This is a genomic window from Streptomyces sp. NPDC039424 (assembly GCF_055639495.1).
The window spans coordinates 1-20,443 of sequence record NZ_JBVKAI010000017.1; the positions used below are offsets into that span (position 1 = coordinate 1).

Sequence of the window (20,443 nt, forward strand, 5' to 3'; positions counted from 1 at the left end):
TCCCGGACCCGCTCGACCACCTGCCGCAAGTGCTCCGGAGTCGTACCGCAACAACCACCGATCAGGGACAGACCGTACTCACGGACGAAGGTCTCGTGGGCGTCCGCGAGCTCCGGGGCCGTCAGCGGGTAGTGGGCGCCGTCCTTGCCGAGGACGGGAAGGCCGGCGTTCGGCATGCAGGACAGCGGGATGCGGGAGTGCCGGGCCAGGTAGCGCAGGTGCTCGCTCATCTCGGCCGGGCCGGTGGCGCAGTTCAGGCCGATCATGTCGATGCCCAGCGGCTCCAGCACGGTCAGCGCCGCGCCGATCTCCGAGCCCAGCAGCATGGTGCCGGTCGTCTCCACCGTCACCGACACGATCAGCGGCACCTCGTAGCCGGCCGTGCTCATGGCGCGGCGGGCGGCGACGACGGACGCCTTGGTCTGCAGCAGGTCCTGCGTGGTCTCCACCAGCAGGGCGTCGGCGCCGCCCGCGAGCAGGCCCTCGGCGTTCTGCTGGTAGGCGTCGCGGATGGCGGTGAAGGTGGTGTGGCCGAGGGTGGGCAGCTTGGTGCCCGGTCCCATGGAGCCGAGCACCCAGCGTGGGCTTCCGGTCCTGGCCGTGTACGCGTCGGCGGCCTCGCGTGCGATGCGGGCTCCGGACTCGGACAGCTCGACGATGCGTTCGGGGATGTCGTACTCGCCCAGAGCGGTGAGGTTCGCGCCGAAGGTGTTGGTCTCCACGCAGTCCACGCCCGCCGCGAAGTACGCGTCGTGGACCGAGCGGACGATGTCCGGACGGGTGACGTTGAGGATCTCGTTGCAGCCCTCGAGGTTCTCGAAGTCCTCCAGCGTCGGCTCCTGGGCCTGGAGCATCGTGCCCATCGCTCCGTCGGCCACCACCACCCGGGTGGCGAGCGCCTGGCGGAGAGCGGACGCACGGGTCCGGCTGTCGGCGGAAGGGGTCAGCGGCGACGAGGCCATGAAGGGGCTCCCTGGGATGCGACGGCTGTCGGCTATGCGGTTTCCCGGGCAGGCCCGGGGAAGACGCACGGCGCCAGCGTAACCGGGAGTCGGCTTGGATGGGCAGGGCGTCCACGACGCGGACGGGGGTGGCGGATGGGCCACAAGCTGACCACGCGTGACGTAACAAGTACCGACCGACCATTAGCGGGAGGTCGTCATGGACCGGTAGTGTTCGACATTGCCGAACGGCGTCGGTTAACGGTGCTCTACGGCGGACGAAGGGGACGGAGGCAGTACGGCGATGGCACGGAACATCCAGTCGCTCGAACGGGCGGCCGCGATGATGCGGCTGCTCGCGGGCGGCGAGCGACGGCTAGGCCTGTCGGACATCGCCTCGTCGCTGGGCCTCGCCAAGGGCACGGCCCACGGCATCCTGCGCACCCTCCAGCAGGAGGGCTTCGTGGAGCAGGACGACGTCTCCGGGCGCTATCAGCTGGGCGCGGAGCTGCTGCGCCTGGGCACCACCTATCTCGACGTGCACGAGCTGCGGGCACGCGCCCTGGTGTGGACGGACGACCTGGCCCGCTCCAGCGGGGAGAGCGTCTACCTGGGCGTGCTGCACCAGCAGGGCGTCCTGATCGTGCACCACGTCTTCCGGCCCGACGACAGCCGGCAGGTCCTGGAGATCGGGGCCATGCAGCCGCTGCACTCCACGGCCCTGGGCAAGGTGCTGTCGGCCTACGACCCGGTGGCGCACAGCGAGGCGCTGGAGGCCGACCGGAAGGCGTTCACCGACCGCACGGTGAGCGACCTGGCGGGCTTCGAGCACATCCTCGACCTCACGCGCGCGCGTGGCTACGCGGCCGACGTGGAGGAGACCTGGGAGGGCGTGGCCTCGGTGGCCGCGCCCATCCACAACCGGCGGCGCATGCCGGTGGGCGCCGTGGGCATCACCGGGGCGGTGGAGCGGTTGTGCTCGGACGGCGAGTTGCGCCCCGAGCTGATCGCGGCGGTACGGGACTGTGCCCGCGCGGTGTCGCGGGACCTGGGCGCCGGGCGGTTCTGACCCCGGGGGAAGACGGCGCGCGGGGAGACGGCGCGCGGGAAGAGGGTGACTGACCGGGACGCGGGGCGGCGTTCCGGCTCTCGCCATACCCTGAAAGGGACATAACCCGCGTAACTGCACTTCCGTGCCAGAACATAGATAACTCATAGCGATCAATAACGATCGTGTTTTCGATAACCAGACTCTTGACGCGTGGCTGAGGCCGGAGCAAGACTCCCGTCCATCGGTCGGCATTGTCGAACACCTACCGGCAATACGCGCTAGAGTGTGACAACGCCAAGGGCCGACATCGCTCTCACCCCCGAGGGCAGCTCGAACTCCCGGAGGGACCCGGGGTTCGGTCCCCTGGACGAAGGACAAAGGAGTCGCGGGTGTCCAGCTCCGACATCTTCATCGGCGAGACCATCGGTACCGCCATACTCATCCTGCTCGGCGGTGGCGTGTGCGCCGCTGTCACCCTGAAGGCCTCCAAGGCCCGCAACGCCGGCTGGCTCGCCATCACCTTCGGGTGGGGTTTCGCCGTTCTGACGGCTGTCTACACCTCGGCGCCGCTCTCCGGTGCCCACCTCAACCCGGCCGTGACGCTCGCACTCGCGATCAAGGACAACGACTTCAGCAACCTCCCCACCTACTGGGGCGGCCAGCTTCTCGGCGCCATGATCGGCGCGGCCCTGGTCTGGGTGGCCTACTACGGCCAGTTCCACGCGCACCTCACCGACAAGGAGATCGTCGGCGGTCCGGGCGCGCAGACCACGGCGGCCAAGGCCGTCGAGGCCCAGGAGACGGGCGCCGGCCCGGTCCTGGGTGTCTTCTCCACCGGTCCGGAGATCCGGAACGCGGTGCAGAACCTCGCCACGGAGATCATCGGCACCATCGTGCTGGTGCTCGCCGTCCTCACGCAGGGCCTGAACGACAAGGGCAACGGCCTCGGCACCCTGGGTGCGCTGATCACCTCGCTGGTGGTCGTCTCCATCGGCCTGTCCCTGGGCGGTCCCACGGGCTACGCGATCAACCCCGCCCGTGACCTCGGTCCGCGCATCGTGCACGCCCTCCTGCCCCTGCCCAACAAGGGCGGCTCCGACTGGGGCTACGCCTGGATCCCGGTGGTCGGTCCGCTGATCGGCGGCGCGATAGCCGCAGGCATCTACAACGTCGCATTCGCTTAATAGGAGTCCCGGGTCTCCCACGGGCGGCCCGGGCCCCGAACCTCGAGCACGCGCCGTACGTAACGCCCCTCAACCACGGATTCCTCAGGAGCACACAGTGACCGACGCCCACACTGCCGGCCCGTTCATCGCCGCTATCGACCAGGGCACGACCTCCTCGCGCTGCATCGTCTTCGACCGGGACGGCCGGATCGTCTCCGTCGACCAGAAGGAGCACGAGCAGATCTTCCCGAAGCCGGGCTGGGTCGAGCACAACGCCAACGAGATCTGGACCAACGTCCAGGAGGTCGTCGCCGGAGCCATCCAGAAGGCCGGCATCACCCGCGACGACATCAAGGCCATCGGCATCACCAACCAGCGCGAGACCACCGTGCTGTGGGACAAGAACACCGGTGAGCCCGTCCACAACGCCATCGTCTGGCAGGACACCCGCACCGACGCCCTCTGCAGAGAGCTCGGCCGCAACGTCGGCCAGGACCGCTTCCGCCGCGAGACCGGCCTGCCGCTGGCCTCGTACTTCGCCGGCCCCAAGGCCCGCTGGCTGCTCGACAACGTCGAGGGCCTCAAGGAGCGCGCCGAGGCGGGCGACATCCTCTTCGGCACCATGGACACCTGGGTCATCTGGAACCTGACCGGTGGTGCCAACGGCGGCCACCACGTCACCGACGTGACCAACGCCTCCCGCACCCTGCTCATGAACCTGCACACGACGCAGTGGGACGACAAGATCTGTGAGTCCATCGGCGTGCCGATGCAGATCCTGCCCGAGATCCGCTCCTCCGCCGAGGTGTACGGCGAGGTCACCGGCGGCAAGCTCGGCGAACTGCTCGGCGGCATCCCCGTGGCCTCCGCGCTCGGCGACCAGCAGGCGGCCCTGTTCGGCCAGACCTGCTTCTCCGAGGGCGAGACCAAGTCCACCTACGGCACCGGCACCTTCATGGTGATGAACACCGGTGACAAGATCATCAACTCCTACGCGGGCCTGCTGACCACGGTCGGCTACAAGATCGGCGACCAGCCGACGGTCTACGCCCTGGAGGGCTCGATCGCAGTCACCGGCTCCCTGGTGCAGTGGATGCGCGACCAGATGGGCCTGATCTCCACCGCCGCCGAGATCGAGACGCTCGCGCTCTCGGTCGAGGACAACGGCGGCGCCTACTTCGTGCCGGCCTTCTCCGGCCTGTTCGCCCCGCACTGGCGCTCCGACGCCCGCGGTGTGATCGCCGGCCTGACCCGGTACGTCACGAAGGCGCACCTCGCGCGCGCCGTCCTGGAGGCCACCGCCTGGCAGACGCGGGAGATCGCCGACGCCATGGTCAAGGACTCCGGCGACGAGCTGGTGACCCTCAAGGTCGACGGCGGCATGACCGCCAACAACCTGCTGATGCAGACGCTCTCCGACGTCCTGGACGCGCCCGTGGTGCGCCCGATGGTCGCCGAGACGACCTGCCTCGGCGCCGCCTACGCCGCCGGTCTCGCCGTCGGCTTCTGGTCCAGCACGGACGAACTGCGCGCCAACTGGCGCCGGGCCGCCGAGTGGACCCCCCGCATGGACGCGGAGACCCGCGACCGTGAGTACAAGAACTGGCTCAAGGCCGTCGAACGGACCATGGGCTGGATCGACGAGGACGAGAGCTGACGAGAGCTGACGTCAGCTGACGAGGAGTAAGTACCCGAAATGACCAGTCAGTCCACCCTGCAGTCCGTACCTGCCCTGGGGACGCACCCGGCATCCGGCTCCCTTCCGAGCCGGGCCGAGACCAGGGAGCAGCTCTCCAAGGCGTCGTACGACCTTCTCGTGATCGGCGGCGGCATCCTGGGCATCTCCACGGCCTGGCACGCCGCGCAGTCCGGCCTCAGGGTGGCTGTGGTCGACGCCGGCGACTTCGCCGGCGCCACTTCCTCCGCCTCCTCCAAGCTGCTCCACGGCGGTCTGCGCTACCTGCAGACCGGCGCGGTGAAGCTGGTGGCGGAGAATCACTTCGAGCGCCGTGCGGTCTCCCGTCAGGTGGCCCCCCACCTGGCGAACCCGCTCACCTTCTACCTCCCCGTGTACAAGGGCGGGCCGCACGGCGCGGCGAAGCTCGGCGCGGGCGTCTTCGCCTACTCCGCGCTCTCCGCGTTCGGTGACGGCGTCGGCCACCTGCTGAGCCCGTCGAAGGCCGCGCAGGACGTGCCCGAGCTGCGCACCGAGAACCTCAAGGCCGTGGCCGTGTACGGCGACGACCAGATGAACGACTCGCGCATGGCGCTGATGACGGTCCGCGCGGCCGTCGACGCGGGCGCGGTCGTCCTCAACCACGCCGAGGTCACCGGCCTGCGCTTCACCAAGGGCCGGGTCACCGGCGCCGAACTCAGGGACCGGCTGTCCGGCGAGGAGTTCGGGGTCAACGCCCGCCTGGTGCTGAACGCGACCGGTCCGTGGGTCGACCACCTGCGCCGGATGGAGGACCCGGACGCGGCCCCGTCCATCCGACTGTCGAAGGGCGCGCACCTGGTCCTGAAGCGCACCTCCCCCTGGAAGGCCGCGCTGGCCACCCCGATCGACAAGTACCGCATCACCTTCGCCCTCCCCTGGGAGGACATGCTGCTGCTGGGCACCACGGACGAGGAGTACGAGGGCGACCCGGCGGATGTCGCGGTCAACGACAAGGACATCGCCCAGATACTGGACGAGGCCGCCTTCTCCATCCGCGACCAGCAGCTCGACCGTGACCTGATCACCTACGCCTTCGCGGGGCTGCGCGTGCTGCCGGGCGGCCCCGGCGACACGGCGAAGGCCAAGCGCGAGACCGTGGTGACCGAGGGCAAGGGCGGCATGCTGTCCGTCGCGGGCGGCAAGTGGACCACCTTCCGGCACATCGGCCGTACGGTCATGCAGAAGCTGGAGGCGCTCCCCGGTCACCCGCTGGGCGACGACTTCGAGCCGATCTCCTCGCTGCCCAAGAAGCTGCCGCTGCCCGGCGTCGCCAACCCGCGCGCGGTCGCCCACCGCCTCCTGGTGGACCACCCGGCGCCCGGCCCGCGCATGGCCGCCGACACCGCCAGGCACCTGGCGACCCACTACGGTTCGCTGGCCTTCGACATCGCCCGACTGGCCAACGACAACCCGGAGCTCGGCGAGCGGGTCCACCCGGACGCCCCGGAGATCTGGGCGCAGGTCGTCTACGCCCGGGACCACGAGTGGGCCGAGACGCCGGACGACGTGCTGCGCCGCCGGACGACGCTGACGATCCGCGGCCTGGCCACGGACGAGGTGCGCGCCAAGGTCCAGGACCTGCTGGACAAGAAGTAGACCCTCCGCCGGCCACTCCCCTGACCGTGGCCGGCACCAAGGGACGGCCCCCTCCGCACCGGGGCCGGGACCGCGCAAGGGGCGGCTCCACGCCGATGGAGCCGCCCCTTCCGCATGCCTCCGCCCTGCTCCGCGCGGGCCCCGGGGCTGCGGCGACCGGCTTGCCCGTGCACAGGTCCGGCCCCGGTGTGTGCGTCCATAATGTGCTGACACATCGGAGGTCTGAACGACAGGAGGCCCGCCATGGCGGTCACCGACGAGGCGATCGAGAAGATCAAGGGGATGATCGTCTCCGGTGCGCTGCGGCCCGGCGACCGGCTGCCCAAGGAGAGTGAGCTGGCCGCCGAGCTGGGGCTGTCCCGCAACTCCCTGCGGGAGGCGGTGCGGGCGCTGTCGCTGATCCGGATCCTGGACGTGCGGCAGGGTGACGGGACGTACGTCACCAGCCTGGATCCCCAACTGCTGCTGGAGGCACTGAGCTTCGTCGTCGACTTCCACCGCGACGACACGGTGCTGGAGTTCCTGGCGGTGCGCCGGATCCTGGAGCCGGCCGCCACCGCCATGGCCGCCGCCCGGATCAGCGAGCAGCAACTGGACGCGCTGACGACGCAGTTGGACGCCCTGGGCACCGAGCCCTCGGTGGAGGAACTCGTCGCCTGCGACCTGGAGTTCCACCGGGGCATCGTGCGCGGCTCCGGCAACTCGGTGCTGTGCTCGCTGCTGGACGGCCTGTCGGGGCCGACCACCCGGGCCCGGATCTGGCGCGGTCTGACCCAGGAGGACGCGGTCAGCCGCACCCTGCGCGAGCACCGCGCGATCCTGGGTGCCCTGCGCGACCGGGACGCGGAGGCGGCCCGGTCCTGGGCGACCGTGCACATCGCGAGCGTGGAGCAGTGGCTGCGCAGCACCCTGTGAAACACCTGTGAGTCAGCCGCGCGGGGCCGGTGAGGCTGCTCCCGGCCGGGGGGTGTTCCGGCGTGTTGATCGGGGCAGTGATCCGGTCACTCCCCCGTGCGAGGGGGCTGCGGGCGCCCCCGTCGGACGCCGTAAGGTTGGGACGTACGCGAGGGCACGTCGGAAGGAGGCACTGGGTGATCGAGCTCGAGGGGGTACCCGAGCTGATCGACCCGGTCATGGTGGCCGCGTTCGAGGGCTGGAACGATGCCGGCGACGCCGCTTCCACCGCGGTCGCGCATCTGGAGAGGGAGTGGAAGGGCGAGGTGTTCGCGGCGCTGGACGCCGAGGACTACTACGACTTCCAGGTGAACCGCCCCACGGTGTTCATGGACGGCGGCGTCCGCAAGATCACCTGGCCGACGACGAGACTCTCGGTGGTCCGGGTCGGCGGCGAGAAGCCCCGAGACCTGGTGCTGGTCCGTGGCATCGAACCGTCCATGCGCTGGCGCTCGTTCTGCAACGAGCTGCTGGGATTCGCGCACGAGCTGGGCGTGGAGTTGGTGGTCGTCCTGGGCGCCCTGCTCGGTGACACCCCGCACACGCGTCCGGTCCCGGTCAGCGGGGTGACGTCCGACCCGGACCTGGCCCAGCGGATGGACCTGGAGGAGACCAAGTACGAGGGCCCCACGGGCATCGTCGGCGTTCTGCAGGAGGCCTGCACGCACGCCGGTGTCCCGGCGGTGTCGCTGTGGGCGGCGGTCCCGCACTACGTGTCGCAGCCGCCCAACCCGAAGGCGACGCTGGCCCTGCTCAACCGCCTCGAGGACCTGCTCGACCTGCGGATCCCGCTGGGCGAACTGCCCGAGGACGCGCGCGCCTGGCAGGTGGGCGTGGACCAGTTGGCCGCCGAGGACAGCGAAGTCGCCGAGTACGTGCAGACGCTGGAGGAGGCCCGGGACACCGCCGAGCTTCCGGAGGCGTCGGGCGAGGCGATCGCCCGCGAGTTCGAGCGCTATCTGCGCCGACGGGACGTCAGCCCGCCCGGCGGGCACGCGACGGCGGACGGCGGGGACGGTACGTACCGGAGGGACAACCCCGGTGGCCGCGCCCGGCCGCCGAAGCCTCCCAAGCCGCCGAGCACCGAGGACGACGACTCGTCGGAGGACTGAGCGAAGGGGCGGTACGCGCGACGCGTACCGCCCCTTCGTCTGCCGACGCTACAGGGCCACGCCCAGCAGCGCGTCCACGGCGCGTGTCACCACGCCGGGGGCGCCGGTGTCGTCGCCGCCGCTCTCCTGCTGGAGCGCGGCCCAGCGGTCCACGGCGGCCAGCGCCGCCGGGGCGTCGAGGTCGTCGGCGAGAGCCTCGCGGATCTCCTCGACGAGCGCCTCGGCGGGCGGCCCGTCGGGCCGGGACACGGCGGCGCGCCAGCGTGCGAGCCGCTCCTCGGCGTCCCGCAGCACCTGGTCGGTCCACTCCCAGTCGGACCGGTAGTGGTGGGCGAGGAGGGTGAGCCGGATGGCGGCGGGGTCGACGCCGTCGCGGCGCAGCTGGGAGACGAAGACGAGGTTGCCCTTGGACTTGGACATCTTCTCGCCGTTCAGGGCGACCATGCCGGCGTGTACGTACGCCTTGGCCATGGGGAACTCGCCGGTGAGCACCTGGGCGTGCGAGGCGCCCATCTCGTGGTGCGGGAAGGCCAGGTCGGAGCCGCCGCCCTGGACGTCGAAGCCCATGCCGAGGTGGTCCAGGGCGATGGCGACGCACTCGATGTGCCAGCCGGGCCGGCCACGGCCCAGCGAGCCGCCGTCCCAGCTGGGCTCGCCCTCGCGGGCGGCCATCCACAGCATCGGGTCGAGCGGGTTCTTCTTGCCGGGCCGGTCGGGGTCACCGCCGCGCTCGGCGGACAGCAGCCGCATGGCCGCGGCGTCGAGGTTCGAGACCTTGCCGAAGTGCGGGTCGGACTCGACGGAGAAGTAGATGTCCCCCTCCAGCTCGTAGGCGGCGCCGAGGTCGCGCAGCCGCTCCACGAGCGGGACGATGCCGGGTATGGCCTCGACGGCGCCTATGTACTGCCGGGGCGGAAGCATCCGCAGGGCGGTCATGTCCTCGCGGAAGAGGGCCGTCTCCTTCTCGGCGAGGGCGACCCAGTCGACGCCGTCCCGTTCGGCCCGCTCCAGCAGCGGGTCGTCGACGTCGGTGACGTTCTGGACGTAGTGAACCTGCCGCTTGGTGTCGAGCCACACGCGCTGCACCAGGTCGAACGCGTTGTAGGTCGCCGCGTGCCCCATGTGGGTCGCGTCGTACGGGGTGATGCCGCAGACGTAGATACGGGCGACGGGACCGGGGTCCGGGGTGACCGGGCCGCCGGTCGCGGTGTCGTGGATCCTCAGGTCGCGGCCCTGACCAGGCAGGGCGGGGACCTCGGAAGCGGGCCAGGCATGCATGTACATGAGCCTAACCGCCCGCAAGTCGCGTATACGAACCGGAGCGGGCCGGACGGCCGGAAAGGCGATCTTGTGTTCCGCTCCCCGATGTGCTCCTACACCGGTGGCCAGGGAATCGCCGGCCACTCGCCGCTCGGCTCCGGATGCCTGCCGGAGGTGAGCAGCGCGTCGACCCGCGCGCGCGTGGCGGCCAGCTCGGCGGCGGTGATCAGCCCGGCCAGGCGCGCGCCCAGGGCGCCCTCGTCGGCCAGGGCGTCCCTGAGCCCCTCGAGGACGCCGACGGCCTCCGCGGTGAGGGGCTCCCCCGCCCAGCCCCACAGCAGGGTGCGCAGCTTGTTCTCCACGTGGAAGGTGACACCGTGGTCGATCCCGTAGAGCGGTCCGCCGGTGGTCGCCAGCAGGTGGCCGCCCTTGCGGTCGGCGTTGTTGATCACCGCGTCCAGCACCGCGAGGCGGCGCAGCCGTTCGTCGTCGGCGTGCACGAGGAGCGCGGTCCGTCCCTCACCGACCTCGGCGAACCCGATGGCCTTCCAGCCCGGCTCCGGTTCCTCGCCGTCCACCAGGGCGAGCAGTTCGGCGTCGGGGGCCGCCTCGACCCACAGCTGGACCATGCCCTCGCCGTACGGGCCCTCGCGCAGCACGGTGGGCGGTATCAGTGCCCAGCCGGTCGCCTCGGAGACCTCGTAGGCGGCCACCTCGCGCTCGGCGAGGGTGCCGTCGGGGAAGTCCCACAGCGGGCGCTCCCCGGCGACCGGTTTGTACACGCAGGCCGCCTCCTGGCCGTCGTACGCCACCGTGCAGTACAGCGCCGCGTTGGAGGCGTCGCGGATGCGTCCGCGCACGGTCAGCTCGCCCTCGGCGAGGAGGGCGGCGCCGGTCACGCTCCGCGGCGGTATCCGTTCTGGCGCGGACATACGTGTCCTTCCGGGTCGAGCGGCAGGCTGCACAGCGGGCACGGTGGCCGCCCCGCGTTGACGACGTCGAGGGCGCGTTTGGCGAAGGCCCTGGCCTGTGCGCCGGTGAGCCGGACCCGCAGCATCGGGGGCCCGTTCTCCTCGTCCTGGAGCAGCCGCTCCTCGGCCTCCGCGAGGTCCTCCTCGGAGTCGGCGTCCAGTTCCACCAGGGCCTGGGCCTCGACGATCATCCGCTGCTCCTCGCCGTCCCAGGCGAGTGCCATGGTGCCGACGCGGAACTCCTCCTCGATGGGGGTCTCCAGCGGAGCGGTGTCGGAGACCTCGGCCGGGGCCATCGCGGGGACCGGGGCGTTGCCGCCGCTGCGGCGTACGACCTCGTCGAGCAGTTCGTCCATGCGCTCGGCGAGGGCGGCGACCTGGGTCTTCTCCAGGGCCACGCTGGTCACCCGGGAGCCGGCGGTGGCCTGGAGGAAGAACGTACGGCGCCCGGGCAGTCCGACCGTGCCGGCCACGAAGCGGTCCGGCGGGTCGTAGAGGAACACCTGACGGGACACGTCCTGTCTCCATTGGATCGAGATCGGATCGAGAGTGCTGGGTCGAGAGAACCGGGGTGCGTGAGGGGCTCTGTGCGCACGCGACGCTTCACCCTACTGCGCCCGACGATCACGGTGCGCCCGCACCACCACCCACGGGTGCGTCATCCCCCGAGGGTTCCTCGCGCGGTGCGAGGGAGGCGAAATCCCCGGTGTCCCCGAGGCGAACGAGAAACGGCCTCAGGCGGGTGTAACGGATCGCGGTGATGGAACACGGTTCCACGGAGATCCGCTGGAAGAGGTCGAGATGAAGTCCGAGCGCGTCCGCGACGAGAGACTTGATGATGTCGCCGTGCGAACACATGAGGTACACGGCGTCGGCGCCGTGATCGCGCTCCACGCGGGCGTTCCACTCCCGTACGGCCTCGGCCGCGCGGGTCTGCATCGCCCGCATGGACTCGCCGCCCGGGAACGCGGCCGCCGACGGGTGGGCCTGCACCACCTCCATCAGCGGTTCGTCCTTGAGCTCGGCGAGCTTGCGGCCGGACCAGTCGCCGTAGTGGCACTCCCCGATCCGCTCGTCGGTGTGCGCGCGCAGGCCGGGCCGGGCGTCCAGCAGCGGCTGGACGGTCTCCTGGCAGCGCTGCAGGGGGCTGGTGACAACCTCGGAGAGGGGCAGCCCGTCGAGCCGCCCGGGCAGCGCGGCGGCCTGTGCGGCGCCGCGTTCGTCCAGGGCGACGCCGGGCGTCCAGCCGGCGAGCAGTCCGGCGGTGTTGGCGGTGGAACGTCCGTGCCTTACGAGGATCAGCGTGGGCATGCGGCCCAGCGTAGGCGTACCCCGCGCGACGGCGGAGCGCGGGCGGCGGGAGGATGTGGTTCGTGATCGTCGACTGCGCCATCTACCGTCACGGGCACCGCAGTGAGGGGCCCGAGGACCTGTCCGACGCGCTGGACGAGGCGCGGGCCGCGGGCGGGTTCGTCTGGATCGGGCTGCACGAGCCCTCGGAGAAGGAGTTCGATCTGGTCACCCAGGAGTTCGGGCTGCACCCGCTGGCCGTCGAGGACGCCCTCAAGGCCCATCAGCGGCCCAAGCTGGAGGTGTACGACGACTCGCTCTTCCTGGTGCTCAAGCCGGTCGTGTACGAGCCGGAGACCGACACCGTCTCCACCGGCGAGGTGATGATCTTCGTCGGGGACAGCTTCGTGGTGACCGTCCGGCACGGCGAGGGCTCGCCGCTGGCGGCTGTGCGGCGCCGTCTGGAGGAGGAGGCGGAGTTGCTGGAGAAGGGCCCGACCTCCGTGCTGTACGCGATCGCCGACGCCACCGTCGACCACTACCTGGAGGTGTCGACCGAGCTGCAGACCGACCTGGAGGAACTGGAGGCGGAGGTGTTCTCCCCGGACCGGGGCGGCTCGCGCAACACGGCGTCCCGGATCTACAACTTCAAGCGGCAGGTCCTGGAGTTCCGCCGGGCGATCGTGCCGCTGGCGCTGCCGCTGACGCGGCTGGCCGGCACCGGGCCGATGGGCGGTGGCGGGGTGCCCTTCGTGGACGACCAGGCCCGGCCCTTCTTCCGCGACGTGAGCGACCACCTCACGCGCGTGAACGAGTCCGTGGAGGGCCTGGACCGGCTGGTGTCGGACATCCTGTCGGCGCATCTGGCCCAGATGAGCGTCCGGCAGAACGACGACATGCGGAAGATCTCCGCGTGGGCGGCCATGGCCGCGGTCCCCACGATGATCGCGGGGATCTACGGCATGAACTTCGAGCACATGCCGGAGCTGCACTGGGTGTGGTCGTATCCGGCGGTGATCCTGCTGATGGCGGCCCTGGAAGTGCTGCTGTACCGCCTCTTCCAGCGGCGCGGCTGGCTGTGACCGGACGCCTCAGGCGAACTCGGCGGCGGCGGTCGCGGGGCCGCCCAGGGGGTCGCGGCGCTCGGGCATCCGCAGGGAGACCATGCGCCGCCAGCCCGCGGTCCGCTCGTAGGCGTACACGGCGCGGATGCCGGCCGCGAGCACCGCGGACTTGGCCCTCGGCCAGCCGAGGATGCGCCCCATGTGGGCCATGACAGCGAGGCTGACGTCCCGGTAGACGCGGATCTCGGCGAGGGCGCACTCGCGCAGGGTCCGCTGGATCAGCCGGCCGTAGCCGGAGGACGCGAAGCGCAGCAGTTCCTCGTGGGTGTAGGCGAGGTGGTTGTCCTCGTCGTCGGAGATCATGCGGACGGCCCGGCCGACCTCCGGGTGGTCGGCGAAGTACCTGCGGAGCATGACCATCTGTTCGGAGGCCCGCTGTTCGGTGACCCGGCTGTGCGCCAGGTAGACGATGAGGTCCTGTACGCCGAGCGGTTCGTCCCGCCGGAGCTTGTCGTGGGCGAGGCCGATCCCGCGTTTCTCCAGGAGCATCGTGTAGTCGGTCTCGGGCGGGACGGGGACCGGTTCCAGGCCGCGTTTGCGCAAGAGGGCGTTGAAGATCCGCCCGTGTTTGTCCTCGTCCGCGCCGTGCCTCGTGATCTTGGGGACGAGTGCGCGTTCGCCCTCCGGGACGAGCGCGGCGATCCGCCCGTTCTCCCAGCCGCCCTGTGCCTCGCCGCTGGCCGCGATGGAGCAGAAGAGGCGGAAGGACTCGTCCTTGTCGAGGATCTCCAGGAACAGACTCTTGGCCGAAAGCATGGTGGGGCACCTTTCCGCAGGATTCCGCAAAGAACGAGTCAAATGCGGCATCGCGGGTGCTGCAACAGCTGTGTCGGTCAACTGGGCCGAAAGAAGGAGCACCGGGGGCACTGCGGGGGCGTAACCGCGCGGCGCCGGGCGCGTTGTTCCTCGTGACGGCCGTGGCGGGGAAGACCCCCGAGCCCCCACCACGGCCGCTGAAGATCCCCCCGCGCGTGTGCCGCGTGTTACGCGAGTCCGGCGCGCTCCAGGGCCTCGCTGCCGGCGCGGAGGGAGGCGAGCCGCTCGTCGAGGGTGAAGCCGGCGGGAGCGAGGCTGAGGGTGGTGACCCCGGCCGCGGCGTAGGCCTTCATCCGGTCGGCGATGCGGTCCACGGAGCCGAGCAGCGTGGTGCGGTCGATGAGGTCGTGCGGCACGGCCGCCGCGGCGCCCTGCTTGTCGCCGGAGAGGTACTTGTCCTGGATCTCGGCGGCCTCCCGCTCGTAACCCATGCGCCGGGCGAGCTGGTTGTAGAAGTTCTGCTTGGGGCTGCCCATGCCGCCGACGTACAGGGCGGTGTAGGGGCGGAAGGTGTCGGCGAGCCGGGCGACGTCCTTGTCCTCGCCGACGGCGAGCGGCACGGTCGGGCAGACGTCGAACCCGTCGAGGGTCTTGCCGGCCTTCTCGCGCCCGGCCCGCAGGTACTTGATCGCGGTGTCCTCGAGGTGGTCGGCGGAGGGGAAGATGAGCAGGGCGCCGTCGGCGATCTCGCCGGTCTGCTCCAGGTTCTTCGGCCCGATGGCCGCGATGTACAGCGGGATGTGCTCGCGCTGCGGGTGGACGGTCAGCTTGATGGGCTTGCCCGGGCCGCCGGGCAGCGGCAGCCTCCAGTGCTCACCCTCGTACGACAGTCGCTCGCGCGTCATCGCCTTCCGTACGATCTCCACGTACTCGCGGGTCCGCGCCAGCGGCTTGTCGAACTTGACGCCGTACCAGCCCTCGGAGACCTGCGGTCCGGAGACGCCGAGCCCGAGCCGGAAACGGCCGCCGGAGAGCGAGTCGAGCGTCGCGGCGGTCATCGCGGTCATCGCGGGCTGGCGGGCGGGGATCTGGAAGATGGCCGAGCCGACGTCGATGCGCTCGGTCTGCGCGGCGACCCAGCTGAGTACGGTGGCCGCGTCGGAGCCGTACGCCTCGGCGGCCCAGCAGACGGCATAGCCGAGCCGGTCGGCCTCCTGCGCGACGGCCAGGTTGTCCGCGTCCATTCCGGCGCCCCAGTAGCCGAGGTTGATCCCGAGCTGCATGGCCGATCCCCTTACCGATGAGTAACGTCCCTGTGGGGGCGACCCTAGCGCGGGTGGGTCCTCCGTGGGCCGCGGGGGGGCGCTCTGCTGCTGGAAGGAGGCCGGGAAATCGGTTATCCACAGGGACCCACGGCAGCAGTTCCGGCCAGTAATCTCGGCCAGCATGGAGCAGAGGCATCTGGGCCGTACCGGCCTGCGCGTGTCCCGGATCGGGCTGGGCACCCTCACCTGGGGCCGGGACACCGACGAGCACGACGCCGCGGACATGCTGAAGGCGTTCTGGGAGGCGGGCGGGACCCTCGTCGACACCGCGGACGTGTACGGCGACGGAGAGGCCGAGTATCTGCTCGGGCAGCTGATGGAAGGGCTCGTGCCGCGCCGGGACCTGGTCATCTCGACCAAGGCGGGGAGCGTGCCCGACCCCGACCGCCGGTTCGACGGCTCCCGCGGTCATCTGCTCGCCGCGCTCGACGCCTCCCTGGCCCGCCTCGGCACGGACTACGTGGACGTGTGGCACGTCCACGCCTTCGACGCCCAGACCCCGCTGGAGGAGACGCTGCAGGCTCTGGACCTCGCCGTGAGCAGCGGTCGCGCCCGCTATGTGGGCGTCTCCAACTTCTGCGGCTGGCAGTTGGCGAAGGCGGCGACCTGGCAGCTGGCGGCGCCGGGGACGCGGACCCGGCTGGCGAGCACGCAGCTGGAGTACTCCCTGCTCCAGCGCGGCGTCGAGCGCGAGGTGCTGCCGGCCGCGCTCGACCTCGGCGTGGGCCTGCTGCCCTCCTCCCCGCTCGGGCGCGGGGTGCTGACCGGCAAGTACCGGCACTCGACCCCCGCGGACTCGCGCGGCGCCTCGGAGCACCTGGCGCCGTTCGTCGCGCCCTACCTCGACGACACGGCGACCCGCATCGTGGACGCGGTGACGACGGCGGCGGACGGCCTCGCGGTGACCCCGCTCCAGGTCGCCCTCGCCTGGGTCCGCGACCGCCCGGGCGTCGCTGCCCCGATCGTCGGCGCGCGCAACGCGCAGCAGCTCACGGCCGCGTTGTCAGTGGAGGCCCTTACTCTTCCTGACGAGATCTGCCGGGCGCTCGACGACGTGTCGGCGCCCGTGCACCGCTATCCCGATCACGACTGGAGCACGCTGTGAGCACGGACCCGGAGACCACGGAGCAACCCGAGCCGGGCGTCTCCGACGGATCGGCAGGAGCGACCGGGGACCCGGCCGCGCTCGCCGAAGAGGCGGCAGCCGGGAACCCCGCGAGCGACGCGGCCGGTGAAGCCGGACTCGGCGCGGGCACCGAAGGCGGGGACACCGAAGAGGGGAACACCGAAGACGCCGGGGCCTCCGGCGCGGATGCCGCAGAACCCGGTGACTCGGCCGAGGGAGCCGACACGTCCGGTGCCGGTGAGGCGGGGGAAGCCGAGGGCGCCGGTTCGCAGTTGTCCGCGGCGGAGGCCGAGTTGGCCGCGCAGCGGGTGGAGCGGGAGCGGATCGAGCGGCGGAAGGCCGAGAAGGGCGGGCCGATCGCGAGTGGCACCAAGCTGAGCGGCAAGGCGGCCGATCTGCTCGCGGCCGTGCGCGCGGTGGAGAGCGGCGAGAAGCCGGCCGCCACGGTGTTCAGCGAGCCCGAGCCCGCACCGCGCAGGCCTGCCGCCGAGCCCGTGCACCGGCCGCAGCCCGCCCCGGCCGCCGCGCCCACCGCCCCCGTGCCGGAGACCGTCGAGGCCGTACGGCGCGTGCTGACCGAGGGCGGCGCGCCCGAGGCGCTCGCGCCCCAGGTCGCCGCGGACCTCGGCGAGGGCGCGGACACCGTGCTGCGGGAGGACCCCTGGCAGCTGCTCCGGATCGCCGGGGTGCGCCCGGAGCAGGCCGACGGCTTCGCGCGGGCGCTGCTGGGCGCGGAGTGCGGCCCCCACGACGAGCGGCGGGTCCGTGCGACGACCGGGTGGCTGCTGGAGCAGGCGGCCCTGGCCGGCCACACCGCCCTCGACCTGTCGGCGCTCACCGCGGCGCTGGCCCAGCGGGGCGTGCCGGACCCGGACGCGGCCGTGCAGAGCGCGATCGCGGAGGGCGAGGTCCTGGTCTTCCAGGACGCCCTGGAGGAGCCGGGAGCCCCGGCGGCCCGGCCGGTGGAGCGGGCCGAGGACGGGGACGGGGACGAGGAGGAGCGCCCGGTCCGTGTGCTGGTCGGCCTGGAGCGGTACGCGCTCGCCGAGGAGAGCCTCGCCGACGGTCTGGCCCGGCTGGTCAACTCGCCGTCCAAGGAGGCCGCCGAGCGGTGGGAAGCGGTGGCGGCGTCCGGCGGCGCGGCCGATCTCGTGCGCGCCGTCGCCGGGCACGGCCTGGTGCTGCACACCGGCGGCGAGGCGGCCCGCGCCGAACCGGCGGCCCTGCTCACCGCGGCCCGGGCGGCCGGACTGCGGACCGTCGCGGCCTGCCACACGGCGGACGGACGGCACCGTTTCGCCGCCCTTCTCGGCAACGACGGCGAGGGGCCCCAGGACGAGCGGGCGGCCTCCGTCGTCACCGTCCCCGGCCTGCTGGCCGGCGCCGAGGGGCCCGGCCGGGACGCCGACGGCGCCCTGGACCTGGACCTCCTGATCGTGCTGGACGCCCCGCAACTCGACGTGGAGAGCGCGGCGATGATCGTGGAGTCGCTGCCCGACGGGGCCCGGCTGGTGCTGAGCGGTGACCCTTCGGTGCTGTGGTCGGCCGGGGCCGGCCGGGTCTTCGCCGATCTGCTCGCCGCCCGCGTGTGCCCGCAGGTCGCCTCGCGCACCCCCGACCCCGGCCCGCTCGGCGAGCTGGTCTCCGGCATCGGCGCCGGTGAGCTGAACCAGGTCGAGGCGCCCGGCAAGGAGCTCGTCATCGTGCCGGTCCGGGACGCGGGCGAGGCCGTGCACCGGACGGTGCAGCTGGTCGCGGACTCCGTGCCGCGGGCCATCGGCGTCCCGCCCGAGCAGACGGTGGTGATCACCCCGGGGCACGGCGGCGCCGCCGGCACCCGCGCGCTCAACGCGGCGCTCAAGGAGCGGCTCAACCCGGGTCCCGGCCGCTTCGGCGGCTTCGACCCCGGCGACCGGGTCGCCTACTCCCCCGCCCCGGGCCGCACGCTGCCGGGGCAGGTGGTGAAGGCCGACGCCGACGGGCTGCATCTGTCGTGCTCCGGCGCCCCCGTCGTCGTACCAAGGGAGCGGGTGGAGCAGTCCGTGCGGCACGGGTGGGCGCTGACCGCGCACCAGGCGGTGGGCGGGCGGTGGCCCGCGGTGGTGGTGGTGCTGCCCGGCGATGCCGCGCAGGCGCTCAGCCGGCCCTGGGTGTACACGGCCTTCGGCCGGGCGAGCCGGCACCTGTCCGTGGTGCACGGCGTCGAGCAGGCGCTGCCGAGGGCCGTCGCCGAGGTTGTGGCCAAGCCGCGGACGACGCGCCTGCCGGTGCTGCTCAGAGCGCAGGTCCCCGCGGCCGACTGATCCGTAGCGGCGGTGCCGGACCGGCCCTCCGGGCCGCGGGGCACCGCCGCCCGGCCGTGTCAGCGATCGGCGTCCAGCGGCTCCAGGTCCTCGTCCTCGTCGAGGTCGAGCCGGCCCTCCACCTCGTCGGCCTCGTCGTGGTCGTCGTGGTCGTCTTGGTCGTCGTCATCGGCCTCGTCGTCGAAGACCGCGCTGACGTCGAAGCGGCAGACCACCCGCTGCGGGTCGACCTGCTCGAACGGGGCCTCCAGCCACTCGCCGGGTTCGGCCGGTTCGTCGGCGGCGGTGACCCACAGCGTGGAGTCGCCCTCCTCCAGGCCGAACTCCTTGTGCCGGGAGGCGATCTCGTCCGGTTCGAACTCGCCGAACAGGATGCCCAGCGCCCCGTGCACCGTGCCGGACGCGTCCGCGCCGTCCTCGTAGTCCGCCGCCTCGATCCGCTGGGCCTGCGCCCGCAGCCGCTGGGGTTCCGCCACGGCGTAGTCGCGGCGGATCAGCACACTGACCGCGTTCGGTTCCTCGGGGCCCGCGTACGGCGGCAGTGAGTCCTCCGCGCCGGGGATCTCGAAGGGGGTGACCTCGTCGTAGCGGTCGTAGAGCAGCTCGTCGTACACCTCGGCGGCCGCCGCCAGCTGGTTGAACGCCTCGTAGACGGCCGGGTCGTCCTCCCCCGACCTGCGTTCGACCGCGGCCAGGTGGCGGTCGAGCGCGGTCTTGACCGCCTCGGCGGCGGCGCGTACCTCGGCAGCGGTGGGCTGCGCAGCATCAGACATAGTGCAGACGCTATCCGTACCGGGCCCCAGCCCGCACAATAGATGCGATGCCGGAATACGAATTTGTCGACGTGTACGTGCCTCGCGGGGTCTCCCGCAAGGACGCCACACGCCTGCTGACGGACCATGCCGAGTACGGACACTGGGAGTTGGACCGACTGAGCCTGCTGCGCGACGGCAGCCGCCGGGTGCGGTTGCGCCGACGGATCATCCGCCAGGTGCGCGCCACGTGGTGAGGCAGGACGACTGAGACGGAGCGGGCCCCGCATCGGCGGGGCCCGCTCCGTTTTGTCCTCCGGTGCTCACTGTGCGTGCGTCACACCGAGGCGCGCGCCTTGCGGTAGAGCACCGCGCCCGCCAGCAGCGCGCCCGCGCCCACCGGCAGGACGATGCCCAGCGGCAGGTCGCTGCCGGTCTGGGCGAGCTGCGCGGCGGACGGTGCCTGGGCGACGGGGCGCCCGCCCTGCTGGTCGACGTGCGAGGAGCCGCCCGGCGTACCGGGGTGGCCGGGCTGACCCGGCGTACCCGGCTGCTGCGGGCTGCCGGGGTGGCCCGGCTGGCCCGGGTTGCCCGGCTGCGTGGGCGGAGTGGTGCCGCCACCGTCTCCCGGAGGCGGGGTCGTGCCGCCACCGTCCCCCGGAGGCGGGGTCGTGCCGCCACCGCCGGGCGGCTGGGTCGTGTCGCCGCCGCCGTTGGCGCAGTCGTTGTCCGTGGTGGAGTTGCCGGCGCCGATGACGTTGACGCTGTTGCCGCACACGTTCACCGGCGCGTCGACCGGGACCTCGACGTGGTTGCCCGAACCGACGCCCGGCGAGCCGCCGGTGTGCCCACCCGTGTGGGAGCCACCGGAGCCGCCGCTGCCGCACTCGTTGCCCGCCGCGGCGTTGCCGGCGCCGATGACGTTGACGCTGTTGCCGCACACGTTCACCGGCGCGTCGACCGGGACCTGGACGAGGTTGCCCGAACCGACGCCCGGCG

Annotated in this window: 19 protein-coding genes; 10 read left to right on the top strand and 9 right to left on the bottom strand. The window is 72.1% G+C overall.

Annotated elements, in window-relative coordinates; genetic code table 11:
• Positions 1 to 962: homocysteine S-methyltransferase family protein (locus ACZ7L0_RS32405; RefSeq protein WP_471246090.1), on the bottom strand; the 962-nt coding region annotated here is incomplete at its 3' end.
• Positions 963 to 1,245: 283 nt separating this feature from the next.
• Here ACZ7L0_RS32405 and ACZ7L0_RS32410 point away from each other — a divergent pair.
• From ACZ7L0_RS32410 to ACZ7L0_RS32435, 6 genes are all read left to right on the top strand, one after another.
• Positions 1,246 to 2,010 carry an IclR family transcriptional regulator gene (locus ACZ7L0_RS32410; RefSeq protein ID WP_471246091.1) on the top strand — a complete coding sequence of 255 codons (765 nt, stop codon included), beginning with the start codon at positions 1,246 to 1,248 and terminating at the stop codon, positions 2,008 to 2,010.
• A gap of 371 nt (positions 2,011 to 2,381) precedes the next feature.
• Positions 2,382 to 3,176: an MIP/aquaporin family protein gene (locus ACZ7L0_RS32415; protein WP_471246092.1), complete on the top strand. Its 795-nt coding sequence runs from the start codon at positions 2,382 to 2,384 to the stop codon at positions 3,174 to 3,176.
• Positions 3,177 to 3,273: 97 nt separating this feature from the next.
• On the top strand, positions 3,274 to 4,815 hold the full coding sequence (gene glpK, locus ACZ7L0_RS32420; protein WP_471246093.1) for a glycerol kinase GlpK: 1,542 nt from the start codon (positions 3,274 to 3,276) through the stop codon (positions 4,813 to 4,815).
• A 39-nt stretch (positions 4,816 to 4,854) separates the two neighbouring features.
• Positions 4,855 to 6,471 carry a glycerol-3-phosphate dehydrogenase/oxidase gene (locus ACZ7L0_RS32425; protein ID WP_471246094.1) on the top strand — a complete coding sequence of 539 codons (1,617 nt, stop codon included), beginning with the start codon at positions 4,855 to 4,857 and terminating at the stop codon, positions 6,469 to 6,471.
• A 243-nt stretch (positions 6,472 to 6,714) separates the two neighbouring features.
• Positions 6,715 to 7,386: a FadR/GntR family transcriptional regulator gene (locus ACZ7L0_RS32430; protein ID WP_471246095.1), complete on the top strand. Its 672-nt coding sequence runs from the start codon at positions 6,715 to 6,717 to the stop codon at positions 7,384 to 7,386.
• Between the two features lie 176 nt (positions 7,387 to 7,562).
• Positions 7,563 to 8,537: a PAC2 family protein gene (locus ACZ7L0_RS32435; RefSeq protein WP_471246096.1), complete on the top strand. Its 975-nt coding sequence runs from the start codon at positions 7,563 to 7,565 to the stop codon at positions 8,535 to 8,537.
• Positions 8,538 to 8,585: 48 nt separating this feature from the next.
• Here ACZ7L0_RS32435 and mshC read toward each other — a convergent pair whose 3' ends face one another.
• From mshC to ACZ7L0_RS32455, 4 genes are all read right to left on the bottom strand, one after another.
• Positions 8,586 to 9,815, bottom strand: a complete 1,230-nt coding sequence (gene mshC / locus ACZ7L0_RS32440; RefSeq protein ID WP_471246097.1) for a cysteine--1-D-myo-inosityl 2-amino-2-deoxy-alpha-D-glucopyranoside ligase — start codon at positions 9,813 to 9,815, stop codon at positions 8,586 to 8,588.
• A 95-nt stretch (positions 9,816 to 9,910) separates the two neighbouring features.
• On the bottom strand, positions 9,911 to 10,729 hold the full coding sequence (locus tag ACZ7L0_RS32445; RefSeq protein WP_471246098.1) for an SCO1664 family protein: 819 nt from the start codon (positions 10,727 to 10,729) through the stop codon (positions 9,911 to 9,913).
• Positions 10,693 to 11,283, bottom strand: coding sequence for a DUF3090 domain-containing protein (locus ACZ7L0_RS32450; RefSeq protein ID WP_471246099.1), 591 nt, complete (start codon positions 11,281 to 11,283; stop codon positions 10,693 to 10,695). The genes ACZ7L0_RS32445 and ACZ7L0_RS32450 overlap by 37 nt, the downstream gene beginning before the upstream one ends.
• A gap of 109 nt (positions 11,284 to 11,392) precedes the next feature.
• Positions 11,393 to 12,079, bottom strand: coding sequence for a histidine phosphatase family protein (locus ACZ7L0_RS32455; protein WP_471246100.1), 687 nt, complete (start codon positions 12,077 to 12,079; stop codon positions 11,393 to 11,395).
• Positions 12,080 to 12,141: 62 nt separating this feature from the next.
• Here ACZ7L0_RS32455 and corA point away from each other — a divergent pair, with 62 nt between their 5' ends.
• A complete protein-coding gene (corA, locus tag ACZ7L0_RS32460; protein ID WP_471246101.1) occupies positions 12,142 to 13,140 on the top strand; it encodes a magnesium/cobalt transporter CorA in 999 nt (332 codons plus the stop codon).
• 9 nt (positions 13,141 to 13,149) lie between these two features.
• Here corA and ACZ7L0_RS32465 read toward each other — a convergent pair whose 3' ends face one another.
• On the bottom strand, positions 13,150 to 13,938 hold the full coding sequence (locus tag ACZ7L0_RS32465; protein ID WP_471246102.1) for a ferritin-like domain-containing protein: 789 nt from the start codon (positions 13,936 to 13,938) through the stop codon (positions 13,150 to 13,152).
• Between the two features lie 227 nt (positions 13,939 to 14,165).
• The gene (locus ACZ7L0_RS32470; RefSeq protein ID WP_471246103.1) at positions 14,166 to 15,221 is read right to left on the bottom strand and encodes an LLM class F420-dependent oxidoreductase; all 1,056 of its coding nucleotides are present in this window, start codon (positions 15,219 to 15,221) and stop codon (positions 14,166 to 14,168) included.
• Positions 15,222 to 15,384: 163 nt separating this feature from the next.
• Between ACZ7L0_RS32470 and ACZ7L0_RS32475 the strand changes: the two genes are divergently transcribed.
• Positions 15,385 to 16,368, top strand: a complete 984-nt coding sequence (locus ACZ7L0_RS32475) for an aldo/keto reductase (RefSeq protein WP_471246104.1) — start codon at positions 15,385 to 15,387, stop codon at positions 16,366 to 16,368.
• On the top strand, positions 16,365 to 18,692 hold the full coding sequence (locus ACZ7L0_RS32480; RefSeq protein ID WP_471246105.1) for a helix-hairpin-helix domain-containing protein: 2,328 nt from the start codon (positions 16,365 to 16,367) through the stop codon (positions 18,690 to 18,692). The genes ACZ7L0_RS32475 and ACZ7L0_RS32480 overlap by 4 nt, the downstream gene beginning before the upstream one ends.
• A 59-nt stretch (positions 18,693 to 18,751) precedes the next feature.
• Here ACZ7L0_RS32480 and ACZ7L0_RS32485 read toward each other — a convergent pair whose 3' ends face one another.
• Positions 18,752 to 19,465 (bottom strand): hypothetical protein, encoded by a 714-nt coding sequence (locus tag ACZ7L0_RS32485; RefSeq protein WP_471246106.1) that lies wholly within the window; start codon positions 19,463 to 19,465, stop codon positions 18,752 to 18,754.
• Positions 19,466 to 19,512: 47 nt separating this feature from the next.
• Between ACZ7L0_RS32485 and ACZ7L0_RS32490 the strand changes: the two genes are divergently transcribed.
• Entirely contained in the window at positions 19,513 to 19,701 is a 189-nt protein-coding gene (locus ACZ7L0_RS32490; RefSeq protein WP_005485166.1) for a DUF5703 family protein, read from the top strand.
• An 80-nt stretch (positions 19,702 to 19,781) separates the two neighbouring features.
• On the opposite strand, the gene ACZ7L0_RS32495 is transcribed toward ACZ7L0_RS32490, so the two are convergent.
• Positions 19,782 to 20,443: chaplin (locus ACZ7L0_RS32495; protein WP_471246107.1), on the bottom strand; the 662-nt coding region annotated here is incomplete at its 5' end.

Coding starts and splice junctions, on each gene's coding strand:
- ACZ7L0_RS32485 (WP_471246106.1), bottom strand. CDS start 19,465: ATGTCTGATGCTGCGCAGCCCACCGCTGCCGAGGTACGCGCCGCCGCC.
- ACZ7L0_RS32470 (WP_471246103.1), bottom strand. CDS start 15,221: ATGCAGCTCGGGATCAACCTCGGCTACTGGGGCGCCGGAATGGACGCG.
- ACZ7L0_RS32410 (WP_471246091.1), top strand. CDS start 1,246: ATGGCACGGAACATCCAGTCGCTCGAACGGGCGGCCGCGATGATGCGG.
- ACZ7L0_RS32445 (WP_471246098.1), bottom strand. CDS start 10,729: ATGTCCGCGCCAGAACGGATACCGCCGCGGAGCGTGACCGGCGCCGCC.
- ACZ7L0_RS32475 (WP_471246104.1), top strand. CDS start 15,385: ATGGAGCAGAGGCATCTGGGCCGTACCGGCCTGCGCGTGTCCCGGATC.
- ACZ7L0_RS32425 (WP_471246094.1), top strand. CDS start 4,855: ATGACCAGTCAGTCCACCCTGCAGTCCGTACCTGCCCTGGGGACGCAC.
- mshC (WP_471246097.1), bottom strand. CDS start 9,815: ATGCATGCCTGGCCCGCTTCCGAGGTCCCCGCCCTGCCTGGTCAGGGC.
- ACZ7L0_RS32430 (WP_471246095.1), top strand. CDS start 6,715: ATGGCGGTCACCGACGAGGCGATCGAGAAGATCAAGGGGATGATCGTC.
- ACZ7L0_RS32455 (WP_471246100.1), bottom strand. CDS start 12,079: ATGCCCACGCTGATCCTCGTAAGGCACGGACGTTCCACCGCCAACACC.
- ACZ7L0_RS32465 (WP_471246102.1), bottom strand. CDS start 13,938: ATGCTTTCGGCCAAGAGTCTGTTCCTGGAGATCCTCGACAAGGACGAG.
- ACZ7L0_RS32490 (WP_005485166.1), top strand. CDS start 19,513: ATGCCGGAATACGAATTTGTCGACGTGTACGTGCCTCGCGGGGTCTCC.